General features: G+C 35.8%; 17 protein-coding genes and 2 riboswitches. Of the genes, 5 read left to right on the top strand and 12 right to left on the bottom strand.

Annotation, left to right across the window (positions count from 1 at the left end):
• Positions 1–12: 12 nt before the first annotated feature.
• Entirely contained in the window at positions 13–360 is a 348-nt protein-coding gene (locus tag ACFQ4X_RS08085; RefSeq protein WP_379834295.1) for a winged helix-turn-helix transcriptional regulator, read from the bottom strand.
• A gap of 130 nt (positions 361–490) precedes the next feature.
• On the opposite strand from ACFQ4X_RS08085, the gene ACFQ4X_RS08080 reads away from it, so the two are divergent.
• Positions 491–1,033 carry a GNAT family N-acetyltransferase gene (locus ACFQ4X_RS08080; RefSeq protein ID WP_379834294.1) on the top strand — a complete coding sequence of 181 codons (543 nt, stop codon included), beginning with the start codon at positions 491–493 and terminating at the stop codon, positions 1,031–1,033.
• A 62-nt stretch (positions 1,034–1,095) separates the two neighbouring features.
• Here the strand turns inward: ACFQ4X_RS08080 and ACFQ4X_RS08075 are convergent, their stop codons facing one another.
• Complete coding sequence (locus tag ACFQ4X_RS08075; RefSeq protein WP_379834292.1) at positions 1,096–1,584, bottom strand: DinB family protein; 489 nt, start codon at positions 1,582–1,584, stop codon at positions 1,096–1,098.
• A gap of 97 nt (positions 1,585–1,681) precedes the next feature.
• On the opposite strand from ACFQ4X_RS08075, the gene ACFQ4X_RS08070 reads away from it, so the two are divergent.
• Together ACFQ4X_RS08070 and ACFQ4X_RS08065 are read left to right on the top strand one after the other, a co-directional pair.
• A complete protein-coding gene (locus tag ACFQ4X_RS08070) occupies positions 1,682–1,906 on the top strand; it encodes a hypothetical protein (RefSeq protein ID WP_379834290.1) in 225 nt (74 codons plus the stop codon).
• Between the two features lie 154 nt (positions 1,907–2,060).
• The gene (locus tag ACFQ4X_RS08065; protein ID WP_379837082.1) at positions 2,061–3,248 is read left to right on the top strand and encodes a glycosyltransferase family protein; all 1,188 of its coding nucleotides are present in this window, start codon (positions 2,061–2,063) and stop codon (positions 3,246–3,248) included.
• 33 nt (positions 3,249–3,281) lie between these two features.
• Here ACFQ4X_RS08065 and ACFQ4X_RS08060 read toward each other — a convergent pair whose 3' ends face one another.
• From ACFQ4X_RS08060 to ACFQ4X_RS08025, 8 genes are all read right to left on the bottom strand, one after another.
• The gene (locus tag ACFQ4X_RS08060; RefSeq protein ID WP_379834289.1) at positions 3,282–4,358 is read right to left on the bottom strand and encodes a tetratricopeptide repeat-containing glycosyltransferase family 2 protein; all 1,077 of its coding nucleotides are present in this window, start codon (positions 4,356–4,358) and stop codon (positions 3,282–3,284) included.
• A gap of 51 nt (positions 4,359–4,409) precedes the next feature.
• Positions 4,410–4,877 (bottom strand): hypothetical protein, encoded by a 468-nt coding sequence (locus ACFQ4X_RS08055; RefSeq protein WP_379834287.1) that lies wholly within the window; start codon positions 4,875–4,877, stop codon positions 4,410–4,412.
• Between the two features lie 159 nt (positions 4,878–5,036).
• Complete coding sequence (locus ACFQ4X_RS08050) at positions 5,037–6,359, bottom strand: nucleobase:cation symporter-2 family protein (RefSeq protein ID WP_379834286.1); 1,323 nt, start codon at positions 6,357–6,359, stop codon at positions 5,037–5,039.
• Positions 6,356–6,946, bottom strand: a complete 591-nt coding sequence (locus ACFQ4X_RS08045) for a xanthine phosphoribosyltransferase (RefSeq protein ID WP_379834284.1) — start codon at positions 6,944–6,946, stop codon at positions 6,356–6,358. Before ACFQ4X_RS08045 ends, ACFQ4X_RS08050 begins: the two co-directional genes overlap by 4 nt.
• Before the next feature lie 133 nt (positions 6,947–7,079).
• Positions 7,080–7,182: riboswitch (purine riboswitch) on the bottom strand.
• Positions 7,183–7,212: 30 nt separating this feature from the next.
• Positions 7,213–8,628 (bottom strand): amino acid permease, encoded by a 1,416-nt coding sequence (locus ACFQ4X_RS08040; protein WP_379837080.1) that lies wholly within the window; start codon positions 8,626–8,628, stop codon positions 7,213–7,215.
• A gap of 82 nt (positions 8,629–8,710) precedes the next feature.
• A riboswitch (Lysine riboswitch) is annotated at positions 8,711–8,894 on the bottom strand.
• Positions 8,895–8,999: 105 nt separating this feature from the next.
• Complete coding sequence (locus ACFQ4X_RS08035; RefSeq protein ID WP_379834283.1) at positions 9,000–9,716, bottom strand: GDSL-type esterase/lipase family protein; 717 nt, start codon at positions 9,714–9,716, stop codon at positions 9,000–9,002.
• 292 nt (positions 9,717–10,008) lie between these two features.
• Positions 10,009–10,647 carry a class D sortase gene (locus ACFQ4X_RS08030; protein ID WP_379834281.1) on the bottom strand — a complete coding sequence of 213 codons (639 nt, stop codon included), beginning with the start codon at positions 10,645–10,647 and terminating at the stop codon, positions 10,009–10,011.
• Between the two features lie 3 nt (positions 10,648–10,650).
• A complete protein-coding gene (locus tag ACFQ4X_RS08025) occupies positions 10,651–11,823 on the bottom strand; it encodes a processed acidic surface protein (RefSeq protein ID WP_379834280.1) in 1,173 nt (390 codons plus the stop codon).
• A 236-nt stretch (positions 11,824–12,059) separates the two neighbouring features.
• Here ACFQ4X_RS08025 and ACFQ4X_RS08020 point away from each other — a divergent pair, with 236 nt between their 5' ends.
• Positions 12,060–12,770 (top strand): DsbA family protein, encoded by a 711-nt coding sequence (locus tag ACFQ4X_RS08020; RefSeq protein WP_379834278.1) that lies wholly within the window; start codon positions 12,060–12,062, stop codon positions 12,768–12,770.
• 2 nt (positions 12,771–12,772) lie between these two features.
• Entirely contained in the window at positions 12,773–13,186 is a 414-nt protein-coding gene (locus tag ACFQ4X_RS08015; RefSeq protein WP_379834277.1) for a disulfide oxidoreductase, read from the top strand.
• A 308-nt stretch (positions 13,187–13,494) separates the two neighbouring features.
• Here ACFQ4X_RS08015 and ACFQ4X_RS08010 read toward each other — a convergent pair whose 3' ends face one another.
• Together ACFQ4X_RS08010 and ACFQ4X_RS08005 are read right to left on the bottom strand one after the other, a co-directional pair.
• On the bottom strand, positions 13,495–14,214 hold the full coding sequence (locus tag ACFQ4X_RS08010) for a YebC/PmpR family DNA-binding transcriptional regulator (protein WP_379834275.1): 720 nt from the start codon (positions 14,212–14,214) through the stop codon (positions 13,495–13,497).
• A 134-nt stretch (positions 14,215–14,348) separates the two neighbouring features.
• Positions 14,349–15,038 carry a response regulator gene (locus tag ACFQ4X_RS08005; protein ID WP_379834274.1) on the bottom strand — a complete coding sequence of 230 codons (690 nt, stop codon included), beginning with the start codon at positions 15,036–15,038 and terminating at the stop codon, positions 14,349–14,351.
• Between the last annotated feature and the right edge of the window lie 9 nt (positions 15,039–15,047).

Here is a 15,047-nt window from a genome sequence, read left to right as displayed (position 1 = left end):
CTTTATTAAATTCTAACCTTCTATTCTTTTATTTTGCATAGCCTTACCCCATTTTGCCAGGGATTCTAAGGATGGAATCAAGTCCTCTCCCGCTTTCGTTAATGAATACTCAACTCGTGGCGGAATCTCCATATACTGCTTGCGAACAACAAGTCCCTGATTCTCCATTTCTTTTAATGACTGAGATAGTACCATGTTTGTAATTCCATCTACTCTACGCTTTAGTTCGTTGTAACGAAGAGTTTTGCCTTGGTATAATGCCCAAATAATCGGAAGCCGCCACTTGCTGCCTATTAAGGTCAGAGCAAAGGTTAATGGGCAATCTTCTTTTCTTCCGTATTTTGTTGCTTCACTGTTCATGGATCTTCCCCCTTTACTCAGTTTTTACTGACTTACTCACAATTTACTGCATACTTGTTTTCAATTTATATTGTAATAAAATTATATCGTAACCAGTTAAAGTGCAAGAGAATTTTTAACAATAGAAGGAGTGAAAGCTTTGAATCTGAAATATGAATTTTTAACTGATGAAAAAATAGAATACTGCAGAGATCTTTGCAATGAACTCATGGTTTTTCAAAAATCGAAAGCATACATAAAACCGGAATTATTCGATAACATGAACTTTGAAACACGGCTTGTTCCTTCAGTAAATAAAGCTATTCATAACTATACTGTAGTAGTTAAAGATGATGAAAAGATAGTAGCTTATGTATATTCCAATATCTCTCCCAAAGAAACGTATGACAATGAGTTTGCCACTTTCTTTGATATGTCTACAGTAGGTAGGGATAATGTAGGATGCCTATCCCAATTTTATATTAAAGAAAATTACAGACAATATGGCATTGGTTCTAAGCTTTTTAATATGTCTATGGAATGGATCAAGCAATTTGACGATGTGGAAGATTACTTCATCTATGTATCCAATGGCAACTATGATGCGTTGGAATTCTATAAACGTAAAGGATTTTCTGTCAGTCATGATATTTTAGATGGATTTATAACGGTTATGCGGAACAAGAAACAATAAATCAAAAAAATACAAAAGGCGTACCCTGGTATAAGTGGAGTACGCCTTTGAAATACCTTGCTTCAATTTTTAGTACTTAAAACATCAGTATTTGGAGGTTCATATCCCATTTGCTTTATCATTGCCATAATCTGACCTTTGTGATGATACTCATGTGTGATTGTATGCATCAATAGTTTTTCAGGTGTTAGTGTAATAGGATCTGATCCATTCCTCCATGGTATAGGTCTATGAATTCCTTTATCCATTTTGTTTCCGAAATCATGCAGTACATCATGAACGTAAGAGTCAGCGATCTTAAATCGTTTTTTAATATCATCAATATTCATGTGTGATACGTTTTCTTTTGGTGTAATAGGAGTTTTTGTTTGCAGTAAAACAAATGAGCCCAGCCAACCAATATAACAATCTGCAATATGCACGAGTGTATATTGCACACTTTGCCAGCCATAACCTATTTCACGAGTAAAGTCTTCTCTGCTAACCTTACAGCAGAAATTAAGCAGAACATTTCTATTCTCTTTCACCCATTCGTATTCTTTTAGATTCATATGAAACACCCCTTCGATCATCACATATCATAATGTGGTATATTATTCCTTAAAGCGTCATGAATTTTTTAAGTCAATTAAATTAGGAGGATTTTCGATGGCAAAGTCAAAAGCAAAGAAAATGAGAGAAAAGATGATCCGTGAAGGTAAACGTAATCCACATGCGGATCGAAGTTCTTTCGCTCATTTGGAAATGTACAAAATGATGGCTACAAAGAAAACCAAAACAAAGCAAGATAAATTGAATCGAATCAAACATAAAGAGCGGATATCAGCAGCTGGATACAGCGATGATAGTAACCGTTCTTTTTTATTTGTCTAAATTACTCCTTTCGTTTTTCTCCTTCTGCCCCCCTATTTCCTTGTTAACCCAAAACGATAAACTCTTTAAATCTTTTATTTATAGGTTTTTGCCGCGACAAGCCTTCCTTTTTATACATATGGATAACTACTTGATAAAACAGAAAGGCGATTCTATGAAAATTCTTTTCCTCGAAAGTCATCCTATGTGGATTTACGGTTTACCTAATGGTTTAAAGGAGCTTGGTCACACGGTTATTGTTTCAGGACCAGTCAGCAGAGAGAATATTTTAGATATGATATCTAAATATGAACCTCATTTGATTCTCTCTATGGGTTGGACACCAGAGCATTCAAAAGAGAAACAACCTTGGATACGTGATGCTGCTAGATCAGCTCATATACCGTTAGTGTATTGGTCAACGGAGGACCCGCTTCACACAAAAAATTTCACTTTACCTTTAATATGTACGATGCAGCCGGATTTTGTTTTTACGGTCACTCCAACTTTGTGTGAAACGTATGAGAAATTAGGGATAAAAGCGTCACACCTCGATTTTGGTTACCATCCAATTGTTCATTACCATACTGAACCGTACAGCAAATACAGTGCAAATATTGCAGTGGTTGCAAATGCTTACCCTGATTTTTTAGAACAAAATCCTGATGTTTTTCGTTCTGAGTCATTTGAAAATCTAATATTGCCGTTATTAAAAAATAATATTCGTGTTGATTTTTGGGGAAATCATTGGGAAAGGCTAGGAGATCAATTAGGTGTTCCTATTCCTTCTGATTGGATTCATGGATATCTGAACTATAAAAAAGCTCGTAAAGTATATAGTTCATCCAAAATTGTGATTGGACTGCAAAATTGTACAGACCAATTATCCCAGAGAACATATGAAGTGCTTGGTTCAGGAGGCTGTCTGCTGACTTCGGACACAGAAGCCGTACGAGAAAAGTTTGTACCTGGCAGGGATTTAATCGTATCTTCCTCACCTGAAGAAACAATTGAAAAAATAAAATATTATTTAAAAAATACTAAACAAAGAGAAATTATCAAAAAAAATGGAATGGATGCTATAAAACCACACTCCTATTATTATAGAGCGAAAGAAATGATTAAAGTGTTAGTGAAAAGAGGAATCATTAGCTCTGAAATAGCCACCGGGGACAAAGGAAAGCTGATTAATTACAAAGAAGTACTTGAGAAGAAATACAACCTTCACCATGTGAATTTAGGAGATACTCTAGGACAGATTTCTGTGCGTTATGAAATTCCTTTGAAAAAAATAATGAAGATCAACAAGTTTACATCAGATAAAATTTATGCCGGACAAATTATTAAAATTAGTAAAAAGTAAAAACAGACTGTTTATACGGTCTGTTTTTTTACGTTAAGTTCTTATTTTGTTTTTGATCAACTTTTGATTATTAATTAATCCTGGATCATAAGGTAAATAATCTAAAGCAATTGTATTATGTTTATAAGCTTTTTTAAAATCGCCTTTTTTGTAATAACAAATAGAGAGTTTTAGATGTGGGAGCCAAGTCCATGAAGGAACATGATAAAATCCCATACAATTTTTATCCCAAGTAAGCTTAGACGCATATTCGTACCAATAGATTGCTTCATTCACCTGATTTTTTTCTAAGAATAGATTTCCCAGTCTGCAGCAAAAGTCTGCACGAGGACAATCATACTCAAAAGATTTATAGAGAATTTCTCTCTCTTTTTCTTGGTCATCTAAAAAGTGATAACAATCAGCCAGTCTTCCACAAGAGGCAATTTTATCTTCTTTCCATGCTTCTTTGTGATTTAAAAATAAGGTATAGTATGTGATTGCCTTATGAAGTTCATTATGACGCATGAGTTCATTTGCGTAATAAAAGAGATCTCTCGGTGAAAATGCTGCTCCTTTATCTAACTGTTTCTCATAAATCCGTAAATTACGTTTGGAGTTGTCAGTTTTGTTTTTTAAATGATGAATACTTATATCACTGTGGAATATTGGACCGCTTACTTCTAAATATTCATGAACAGCACCATTCCATTTAAATTGACAACTAGATTTAACTAATCTATTTCTCTTAATTATGAATGAAGGATTACCAAACTTGTCTCTATTAACAAGGTACTTCATTGTAACCGAATTAACTGCTGGATTTAAATGATCTTTCAGTTGTTTTAGTAACTTCCTGTTTGGTTTATTTATAACATCATCAGCATCCAGCCACATTATATATTGTTTTGTAGCTAATTTAAAAGAATAATTGCGGGCAGAACTAAAGTTATCCACCCATTTAAAATCATAAATTTTATCTGTATATTGCCTTGCTATGTTCTTAGTTTGATCAATAGAACCTGTATCAACTATTATTATTTCATCCACTAAATCGTGAATTGAATCTAGGCATCTAGCAATGGAATTCTCTTCATCTTTTACAATCATACACAAACTAATGGTAATCAAGGATTATAGTCCTTTCAATGGGATATATAATCAATTCTTGTAAGAGCAATTTTAAACTAGAATTATTGGAGGAATAATATAACCTTTTGGTGAGCTCAGTTTATTAGGGTTATTCTTTAAAAGGAATATAGGATTTATATGACTTTCGTCAAATAAGTTTTCTGCTGAAAACCTTTTAGGAATATCAGAAGATTCTTCTCCTTCATCCAGCATAAAATCTCCAGAAGACACATAAGAGTCAAATTGATAATCTCCAGTTGGTACATATATGCCATATAGTTCATTGTCACCGGTAGGTACATATCCGCTAGTTGGAATATAATCTCCTGTAGGCACATATAAGCCGTATTGCTCATAATCTCCGGTAGGCATATACCCGCCAGTTGGAATATAATCTCCCGTAGGCACATAAAAACCTCCAGTTAGCTCGTTCACGGCAGAAGGAACATAATCACCAGCTGGATCAATAAATCTTTTGTTTGCTGCTTTCTTCTCTCTTTTATTTTTCTTGCTAACCACTTTTCCACTTCCTATATTAATAGCTTGTTTTACTTTATTAACATATGTATTCAATGTAAAAAATGTGCCGTACAATATCTCGTCTGTATAGAGTCATCTTTTAACAATAAAAAACGTTCCCGGTAAATAGGAACGTTTAATAGTCTGTAAAATTATTCATTATATAGTTTGTTGTGAATTCACTGTGTCTCTATGGCTTTTATTATACTTTGGCACTGTAATTTTTTTCGTTCTTGCGTTGAACAACAGATTTAACACAATCGCCATTAAGCTTCCTGATACAATGCCGTTCGCTGTTAAGATTTGAATGCTTTCTGGAAGCTTGCTGAATAGTTCTGGTTCAACTGTTACTCCTAAGCCCATTCCTACTGAACATGCGATAATTAGAAGATTTTCTTGTTTAGCCAGGTTCACTTCACTCAGCATTTTGATCCCTGAAGCAAAAACCATTCCAAACATAGCTACCATTGCACCGCCCATTACGGGAGTTGGAATAAGGGTTGTTAGTGCAGCAACTTTTGGTATGAATCCTAAAAATACTAACATGCCTCCAGCAACATAAATGACTTGTTTTGTTTTAACACCTGATAACTGAACAAGACCTACATTTTGGGAATACGTTGTATAAGGGAAAGCGTTGAATATTCCGCCAAGGATAATAGCAAGTCCCTCACCGCGATATCCTTTTGTTAAATCTTTTGGAGTCAGATTTCGATTGCAAATTTTACCGAGTGCCATAAATACACCTGTAGATTCTATTAGACTTACAATGGCAACAAGGATCATCGTGATAATTGCACTGATTTCAAAGGTTGGCACTCCGAAAAAGAAAGGTTTTGGCATATGAACCCATGAAGCTTCCATTACTGGAGCAAAATTTACTAAACTCATAGCAGCCGCTGCAATCGTTCCTGCAATTAAGCCGACTAGAATGGAAATAGAACGAACAAATCCTTTTGAGAAACGGTAAAGCAGCAGAATGAACCCTAGCACACCAAATGAAAGAAGAAGATTTTGCGGCGAGCCAAAGTTCTCGCTGCCCGCACCGCCTGCCATATCTTTAATTGCTACAGGAATGAGTGTGATTCCGATAATGGTAACAACTGAACCTGTTACGATTGGAGGAAAAAGCTTAAGTATTTTACCGAATGCACCAGCAAATAGTACAACAAAAAGTCCAGCTGCAATAATAGCTCCATAGATCGCGCTCATCCCATATTGTCCGCCAATTGCGATCATTGGTCCGACAGCTGTAAACGTACAACCTAATACAACAGGCAACCCAACACCAAAGAAGCGGTTATTCCAAACTTGCAGCAGGGTTGCCAAACCACAAGTTAAGAGATCGATGGCTACTAAATATGCGAGCTGCTCTGGTGATAGCTTTAGAGCCCCGCCTACAATGAGTGGAACTATAATCGCTCCAGCATACATGGCAAGAACATGCTGTATTCCAAGTGAAAACACTTTACCTTTTTTCATGTTGACAATACCTCACTTTTTAAGAATGTGATACCATCTGCACTCATTTCACTGATTCTTGCAATGGATTCAACACGGTACCCTTTGTCGAGAAGCTTTTGCCGGCCGTTTTGAAATGATTTTTCGATCACAATACCGAACCCGCAAATGTGTGCATCGGCTTTTTTTACAAGCTCAGCTAGTCCGAGAGCCGCTTCACCATGAGCTAAGAAATCATCGATGATTAATACTCGTTCACCTGCATTAAGGAACTTGCTAGCAACTGAAATCTCATTTTCTTCTTGTTTCGTAAAAGAGTAGACTCTTGAAGTAAGCAGTCCATCTGTTAAAGTTAATGATTTCTTTTTTCGGGCAAATACAACAGGAACATCCAATTCCAATCCTGCAAAAACAGCTGGAGCTATACCAGAAGATTCTATTGTTAAAATTTTATTTATTTTCTCATCCTTATATCGTTTAACAATTTCACATCCAATTTGTTTCATGAATAATGGATCTATCTGGTGGTTTAAGAAAGAATCTACCTTCAAAACAGTTGGTGATAAAACAACTCCCTCTTCACATATTTTCTTTTCTAAAAAATTCATGGTTTCACCTCGTTATTTATTTTGAGTAACAAAAAACCGGAGAATCGCTTCTCTCAAAATGAGTGAAGCAATCCTCCGGTATAATAAACGGAACAAAAATAATCCAATACACCCTTATATGAAAAGGATGTTTGGTGATGTTTGCGTCACTCGTAGTCAAACCCATTTATGGGGGTTTGGTAGAAACTTGCAGGCCATATCCCTGCGATTATACGAGCTTATTAAGTTAATTCACATTATACGTTAAAGTTTTAAAAAAGAAAACATCAATCAGAGGTTTTACTTTTCTTAACAGTATACTTGTTAAATAGAGGGTATACAAGAAATCCTATAAGGAAAAGACCTATTCCCAAAGTAAATGTTTTCGCGTCTGCTGTTCCAGAAATGATCACCCAGCTGGAATAAATCAATGCAAATAAAGCAATTGCTCCATCTTTTACTCGAGATCCCTTGATTTGATCATACGTCTCGCCCTTATAAACGAGTTTTAAGAAGTATAGTGCTGATACCAAATAAGGAATCAAATAAGCTAATGTTGCAGAAGTTGTTAAGAACAAGTAAGCTTCACCAATAGTGCCTGAAATTGTAGAAAAGATAAAAATCTGAGACATTATATTCGTTACAGATAAAGCTTTGACAGGGCTTCCGTTCTTATTTACCTTTCCGAAGTAAGCTGGGAATACACCAGATTTTGCAGCTTGATAGGGAACTTCTGAACTTAGCAGTATCCACCCAATGGTAGATCCAAAAAGTGAGATAACCGCTAGAAGACCCATTAGTGATGCTCCAGTATCACCGATCAGAACAGATAAGACATCTACAAATGGCTTATCAGAAGTCATAAGAACTTCTCTTGGAAGTACATTCATTGTTAATATCGTAGTAATCATATAAATACTTAAGGCTATTAATAAACCGATTATGGTAGCTTTTTTTACGTCTCTTTGGGAAGTAGCTCTGCCAGATAAAACAACTGCAGATTCAATTCCGACAAAAGCCCAAAGCGTTGCAATAGCTGCCATATTGATTTGACTGCCGAGTCCATGTGAAACTCCAGATTCATCAACCACAGGGAAATATGCGTCAGCAAATATAGAAGATTCAACGGCGAATAATGCAGCAACAATAAATAACATAAAACCGATTACTTTAGAAGCAGTAGCAACAAAGTTAAGCTTTCCTGCCCCATTGATGCTTGTAACTAAAATAAAGTGTGTAAACCAAAGTAATACCGTACAAACTATAAATGTAATCATCTTACCAAGTTCAATGTTTTGATTAAGTACGGTACCTACAACCTTTGAGCTTTGCATCATAGGGAAAAAGGTTGATAAATATCCTGCAAAACTGGTGATGATTGCAACGTTGCTTATCCAGTTCGCAACCCAGTATCCCCACACCATACTGAATCCAGCTACGTTTCCTTTTTTCGGATTTGAGAACATTGCTTTTGCATAACTTTGAGGACCTGCTGTTAATTCCGGTTTTCTAATAGACAATGAACCGAATACTAAGGCAATCATTAGTACCCCAAAGCCTGTAACTGCCCATGCTGCTGTAACTCCTAAAGGACTGGCTGTTTGAGCTAACGTATTCGGGAGCATGAAAATTCCCGACCCTACCATATTTCCAACGACAAATGCTGTCAAAAGCCAAACGCTCCAATTGCTGTTTTTCATGATGAAATAAACCTCCTAAGGATTTAGCCAATAAAAAAACACGTATGGAACAGCCCATACGTGTCATAACCAGCTTCCCCAAATAATCCCTGATAGCTCAACGCAAGAAATAACTCCTGCGACAGTTCTGCACCTATTAAATGCAGCCCCAATGCGCCATTGAAGTGGACAATGGAACATTTCGGCACTAATTCCTTTCAAACTATCTTCAATGGCACCACTTGCCTCTGATAGTTTTACTAATAATTAATGCGACCTCTACCTCACTGAGATTAATGTGAGGAATTTATATTTAATTTAACCACGAATAGTAGGTTAACAAATTCCTGCAACTACGTCAAATGGATTTTTTTGGACCATTGTTTGGTGCTGGTTTACCTGTAATCAGAATTTTGTTTTACAGAATCAAATACTCTTTTTCCAATAAGCGCATAGCCTTTTTCATTCGGGTGGAGATTATCTGCGAAATAGTCTTTCTTATTTTTATTAATAAAGAGGTCATCAGTCCTTATAAAAGCAGCATTTTTATGATCTTTCGTAACTTGGATAGTTGACCGGTTCCAATTTAATATAGCTTCATTTACTGTTGACATATCTGCATATTTTACTTTTGGATTATATATGCCTAAAATATAAATGGTTTTGGATGAATCCTTTTCTTGCACCTTCTTAATAATTTGGTTTAAATTATTTTTATAAATTTCTTGATTGGTTTGAAGTTCTTTCTTATCAAACTTAGTAAATCGATCTGTACTTTTTATAAAATCATTTGTACCTATATTAATAAAAATAAAGTCTGAGTTCTTTGCCGTCTCAGCGATTTCTTTATTTTTTAATCTTTTAAGCAAGTCGGTGCTTGTATCGTTCGGAACACCATAATCGTTTACTACTAGCCTTTTATTAGTTTCTTCCTCATACCTCTCTTGTACATCCCCTATATAGCCATTATCCTCAGTATCACCTAACCCATAGGCTAAGGAGTCACCAAGAGCAGTTGCTTCCATTTCATCTTTACTAAAAGATTTAACTAGCAATGCACCTGCTAATAAAACTACTAAACAAATTACAATAATTACGGAGCTTTTTTTCATTGCTCAACCACCGGCTTTCATGTTGATATTCTAAGTATGTAACAGACGGGTATACTTTTAGACCATTCATACATTATTTTGTAAACATTCCTTTTTTATTGGGATGTTAAACAACAATTTGAAGAATTGCATAAAGAAAACTTGGCTGACACCAAGCCTTTTGCGTCAGCTTTAGTTGCGCTTATACTATCGACCTAAACTTGTTGCCACGTCGAAAATCACAGTGCTAACAAGTTATACATTCTGATAGTGCAAAAAAACAGCTGAATGTAATCTTCAGCTGTTTAAAATTTTACTTATTCAATTGCTTTGAAATTAAATTAGCGACCAATATATACCGCTCAGGTGAATCTCCAATATAGTCAAACGGATAACATGTTGAAACTGTTAATGTTGCTCGTGGTTTAGGAACGATTACGGTACGGTCGTCTTTGTCGACGATTCTTACGTTCTTCACTTTGTAAGTAAATTTTCCCGCTTCCGTTTCGACTACTAATATGTCACCATTTCCAACTTCACCAAGTTTTCGAAACACTGTATCCCTGTGACCAGATAATACAGAATTGTCGTTTTCGCCAGGCAAAACGCTTTTTGAAAAGTGTCCTACCCCTTTTTCTAGTTCTTCTTCGTCTGTTCCGTGAACAATAGGAAGTGATGCTCCTAACTTAGGTATGATCAGTTCTCCTATATTTTCACCCTTTTTTGGACGTACAGGATACAACACATCATTTGTTTCCTGTCTCATTTCTTTATGAGCAGGATTCGATTGATAATCATCTGCTGTTTCCTGATCTGTTTTAAAAATCATATAGCCTTTCACGAACTTAAAAGCATTCGTGGTGCTGAACCATAGTCCGAACAAGATAAATGCAACAGAGAATGTAAGAAGAATGAACCGAAGTTTGCTTCTTTTCAGTTCTGTATCTTTCATTGATTAGATTCCTTTAACACGAAAACGTCTGAAGAAAAGAATACCAGCGGCAGCAATTGCTATTCCAGCAAGGGTGTTCCCACCATGATTTGTAGCAGTTTTCGGCAGTTCTCCGCCCTTTATCGTTTTAACTGGTGGTTTAGCAGCCATTGGAGCTTCAGTAACAATTTTCTCAGCTTCCTGGATGTCTTTTCCTGTTTCCTGGATAAGTTCAGAGCCAAACATATCAGCTGTTAATACTAGATCTAGAAGTAACTCGCCGTTCGTGTTATAGATCTCCATAACTAGGTCATTACCATTTGTTGAATCCATTGTCATTAATGTATCTATAGATACTGGCTGCTTTTCACCATCTACAACAAGATAATATTTTGTCTCAATCTGCAAAAGCTGCTTCATTTCTGTAAAGATGGCGAACATCTCCGCAATCTGTTCAGCTGAGAGTTCATCCGCTGTTTCAAACTCTTCAAAAGCCATCATTCTTTCCCCAAGTAGCATCATGCTGTCAAGAAAAGCTGGGTCTTCCCAGTTTAATGTTTCAAGGTGAGCGAATAACTTTTCCATCTCTTCATCTGTTAAATCAATTTCAGTAAAAAGATCCGCAAATTCATCTTCCATATATTCATCACCATTGATGTAAAAATCAACAGCCCACTGAAGATCTTCAATGTATTCATAGTTTTCAAGAGAGTCATCATTTTCTTTTAATAGTTCTTCAAGTGCTTCTACTGATTCAAGATTGTACTCTTCAAGAAGCTGCTGAAGATTTTCATCTTCAATTGGTGTTCCTTCCCATCCGTTTAAATAAAAATCTACAGATGTTTCAAGATCTTCATTGAATAAAAAGTAAGGACTGTCTAGAACATCTTGTCCTTCTTCAATGTCACCCCATTCAACGAGTAAATCATTTAGCTCTTCCCGGCTTAAATCAAAATCCTTTAAAACCGATTGTACTCCGTCTTCAGTTAGAGGCATTCCTAGCTCATCAACGGATTCAAAATCTTCTAAGTACCATTCTTTGCTTTCAATGAAATCGATAAAGTCTTGTTTTTCCCAGCCGATCTCGTTTAAGTACGCTTCAAATTCTTGATCATTTTGCTCAATAGCAAAAGCTGATACCGGTAAAATTCCAAAGCTCAAACTAAGTGCTAAAAGCAGTGTTACTAAGTGTTTCATCCCTGTTCCCCCAAAGGTATAATAGTATAATTTCTAGAAAATTATACTGCCGAATTTTCTCTTTGGATACAGGTTTTATTTACCAATATTTTTATGTGATAGAATAAAGTTCCTTTCCGATATTAATGGGGCAAAAACTATATATATTTACGTTTTAATTGTATAAATGTGCTATATTGTTTACGATAAAAGTAACTTCTTTTAATTTAGTGAAACTACATACTTTGAGGTGAACAATGGGTAAACAAAAAAAGAAAAATACAAATGTTAAAGTATCAAAGAAGAGTAATTCTCATGTCTGGCTTTTTATAATTATAGGAATTGTTACAGTCGGGCTAGCTGTTTTTATGTTAACAGGCAGCTTCAACAAAAATACTGAGGAATCCGCTATCACTTATGAAAACCAGCCTTACTTAGGAGAAGAAAATGCACCAGTTAATATCATAGAGTTTGGAGACTACAAATGTCCGATTTGCAAAAACTTCAATGAATCCTTCTTCCCTTTAATTGATAAAGAACTTATACAGACGGGGAAAGTTAAATTCTTTTTCTTAAACTATCCCTTTATTAATGTTGATTCAGAAAGATCAGCCCTTTTTGGTGAAACGGTTTATAAAGAGTTAGGAAACGAGACTTTTTGGAAGTTTCATAAACTGCTTTATGAAAAGCAGCCTGATGATCAAAGTCTTGAGCGGAAAGACGTATTCACAGAGAAGTTCTTAAATGATACTTTGAGTGAAGTTACGGCAGATGAGAATGTAAAAAAGGTCAGTGGAAATTTCGAAAATGATGCGAGTGAAAATGCAGTGGAAACCGATGAGGCTCTTGTAAATGACCTTGGAGTAACAGGTACACCTACCCTTTTCGTAAATGGTAAAAAATTCGAAGGAAATTCATTTGGGGATCTTCAGAAAATGGTTGAAGAAGCGGCGAAGGAGAGTAAATAAAGGTGACGAATAAACCCTTGTTGATCGCCTGGCTGGCATCTGTAATTGCATCTCTGGGAAGTTTGTATTTTAGCGAGGTACTCCAATTTATACCATGCACTTTTTGCTGGTATCAGCGTATTCTTATGTACCCGATGGTAATTCTGTTAGGAATCGCATTTTATCATCAAGATCTTAGAATAACCCTATACATCTTGCCATTATCAATCCTTGGGGTATTTGTTTCTGGCTATCATTATGCACTTCAAAAAATACCTGCACTAAAAGCTTTTGAGACGTGTTCTTCAGGGGTGCCTTGTTCGGGACAATATATTAACTGGCTTGGTTTTATTACAATCCCGCTGCTAGCATTAATAGGTTTTGTTATCATTACAATTTGTATGATAATGATAAAACAGGGGCTGTCCCAAAAGTAAGGTTAACTTACTTTTGGCAGCCCCGAATTTTTTATTTTTTACAAATAAAAAATATCCTTTATTTACGGTACGTGTTCTTTTATTTGTTACACGTTCGCTAAAAAAATTTTATCTACGCTCAGAACACATGCCTCTACGCTCAGAATACATCCCTCACCGCTCAACATTCATTAGATACGCTCAATATTCAATTTCTCCGCTCAGAACAGCGTATTTATACAGGATCATCCGTTTGCATTAAACCACAAAAAAGAAAAACTGACTCTGAAAGGACATAACTCTTTCCTTTCAAGTCAGTTTCAGTCTTATTATTCTCCTAAATCAACGTTGTGATAAACTTGCTGAACATCTTCAAGATCTTCTAAAGCGTCAATCAGCTTTTCAAACTGGACTTGTGCGTCTTCAGGAAGTGTCAGATCGTTCTGTGCAAGCATTGTAAGCTCTGCAACTGAAAATTCAGTTATGCCAGCATTCTTAAATACCTCTTGGACAGCATGAAATTGATCAGGTTCTGCATAAACGATAACAGCTTCATCTTCTTCAATGACATCACGTACATCTAAATCAGCTTCCATCAATAATTCAAGCACTTCATCAGCTGTTTTACCTTCAAGTCCGATTACAGCTGTTGCATCAAACATATAAGCCACGGCACCGGAAACTCCCATGTTTCCGCCGTTTTTATTGAAAGCTGAACGTACTTCTGCTACCGTGCGATTAACATTATTAGTGAGTGTATCCACAATCACCATTGAACCATTCGGACCGAAGCCTTCATAACGGAGCTCATCATAGTTTTCATCTGAGCCGCCTTTTGCTTTTTCAATAGCACGGTCAATAATTGTTTTAGGAACACTGTATGTTTTTGCTCGTTCAAGGACGACTTTTAATGACTGATTCGATTCAGGATCAGGCTCACCTTGTCTTGCTGCAACGTAAATTTCACGGCCAAATTTAGCATAAATTCTACTCGTATTTGCGTCTTTTGATGCTTTTTTCTCTTTAATGTTATTCCACTTACGACCCATTCTTTTCACTCTCTTTCAACTTTGAATCTATAACAGTTATTATACATGAAATGCACAAGTTGTTACGAGTTTTATAACATAATGAAAACAATCCCTCTAATGAGAAATTGCCAATGTAAGTACATATCACTTGGCTATTTACTATATTTATAGATTCTTTCTGGCCTGCCTATGCCACCATAGGAAATGTCAGCAGATACTTTTTGTTCTGAAACTAAGTATTCTAAATATCTTCTAGCAGTTGTACGGCTTGCTCCAATCAGCTGACCGAGGTCCTCTGCTGTGTAGCCAATTTTATTGCACGTAAGTATAGATATGACCTTATCTAATGTAATTCGGTCAATCCCTTTAGGTAAGTAAGAAGTCTCACTCTCAGTCTTTTCTCTTTTTAAGATAGAATCTATTATACTTTGGTTTAATTCATTTAATGCCGTTATTTGCTGAATGGACAATTTATATTCATTAAAATTTAATAAGGTTTCTTTGAATCTTTGGAAAATAACAGGTTTAACAATATAGTCAAAGATACCATCTTCTAGTGCATTTTTTAATGTTTCAGCCTCTGTAGCTGCAGTTATCATCATTACTTCAATTCCGCGGAATTCGCTCCGAATCCAGCGTAATAAGTCTAATCCATTCATATCTGGAAAATAGATGTCTAAAATAACGAGATCAGGTTTAAGGATTGATATTTGTTCTTTAGCTTCTTCTTCATTAAGTGCAATGCCGCATACGGAAAAACCATCAATCTTTTCTACAAATCTGCGGTTAATCTCAGCGATTCGGATGTCGTCTTCTACAATAAATACTTCCCATGAACGCATGTTAATTGT

It is taken from the genome of Fictibacillus halophilus (assembly GCF_042680145.1).
Taxonomy (GTDB): domain Bacteria; phylum Bacillota; class Bacilli; order Bacillales; family Fictibacillaceae; genus Fictibacillus; species Fictibacillus halophilus_A.
This window is presented reverse-complemented; position numbering and strand designations above follow the sequence as displayed.

Coding starts and splice junctions, on each gene's coding strand:
- ACFQ4X_RS08075 (WP_379834292.1), bottom strand. CDS start 1,584: ATGAATCTAAAAGAATACGAATGGGTGAAAGAGAATAGAAATGTTCTG.
- ACFQ4X_RS08035 (WP_379834283.1), bottom strand. CDS start 9,716: ATGAAAAAAAGCTCCGTAATTATTGTAATTTGTTTAGTAGTTTTATTA.
- ACFQ4X_RS08070 (WP_379834290.1), top strand. CDS start 1,682: ATGGCAAAGTCAAAAGCAAAGAAAATGAGAGAAAAGATGATCCGTGAA.
- ACFQ4X_RS08065 (WP_379837082.1), top strand. CDS start 2,061: ATGAAAATTCTTTTCCTCGAAAGTCATCCTATGTGGATTTACGGTTTA.
- ACFQ4X_RS08030 (WP_379834281.1), bottom strand. CDS start 10,647: ATGAAAGATACAGAACTGAAAAGAAGCAAACTTCGGTTCATTCTTCTT.
- ACFQ4X_RS08045 (WP_379834284.1), bottom strand. CDS start 6,946: ATGAATTTTTTAGAAAAGAAAATATGTGAAGAGGGAGTTGTTTTATCA.
- ACFQ4X_RS08005 (WP_379834274.1), bottom strand. CDS start 15,038: ATGCGTTCATGGGAAGTATTTATTGTAGAAGACGACATCCGAATCGCT.
- ACFQ4X_RS08020 (WP_379834278.1), top strand. CDS start 12,060: ATGGGTAAACAAAAAAAGAAAAATACAAATGTTAAAGTATCAAAGAAG.
- ACFQ4X_RS08025 (WP_379834280.1), bottom strand. CDS start 11,823: ATGAAACACTTAGTAACACTGCTTTTAGCACTTAGTTTGAGCTTTGGA.
- ACFQ4X_RS08010 (WP_379834275.1), bottom strand. CDS start 14,214: ATGGGTCGTAAGTGGAATAACATTAAAGAGAAAAAAGCATCAAAAGAC.
- ACFQ4X_RS08050 (WP_379834286.1), bottom strand. CDS start 6,359: ATGAAAAAAGGTAAAGTGTTTTCACTTGGAATACAGCATGTTCTTGCC.
- ACFQ4X_RS08085 (WP_379834295.1), bottom strand. CDS start 360: ATGAACAGTGAAGCAACAAAATACGGAAGAAAAGAAGATTGCCCATTA.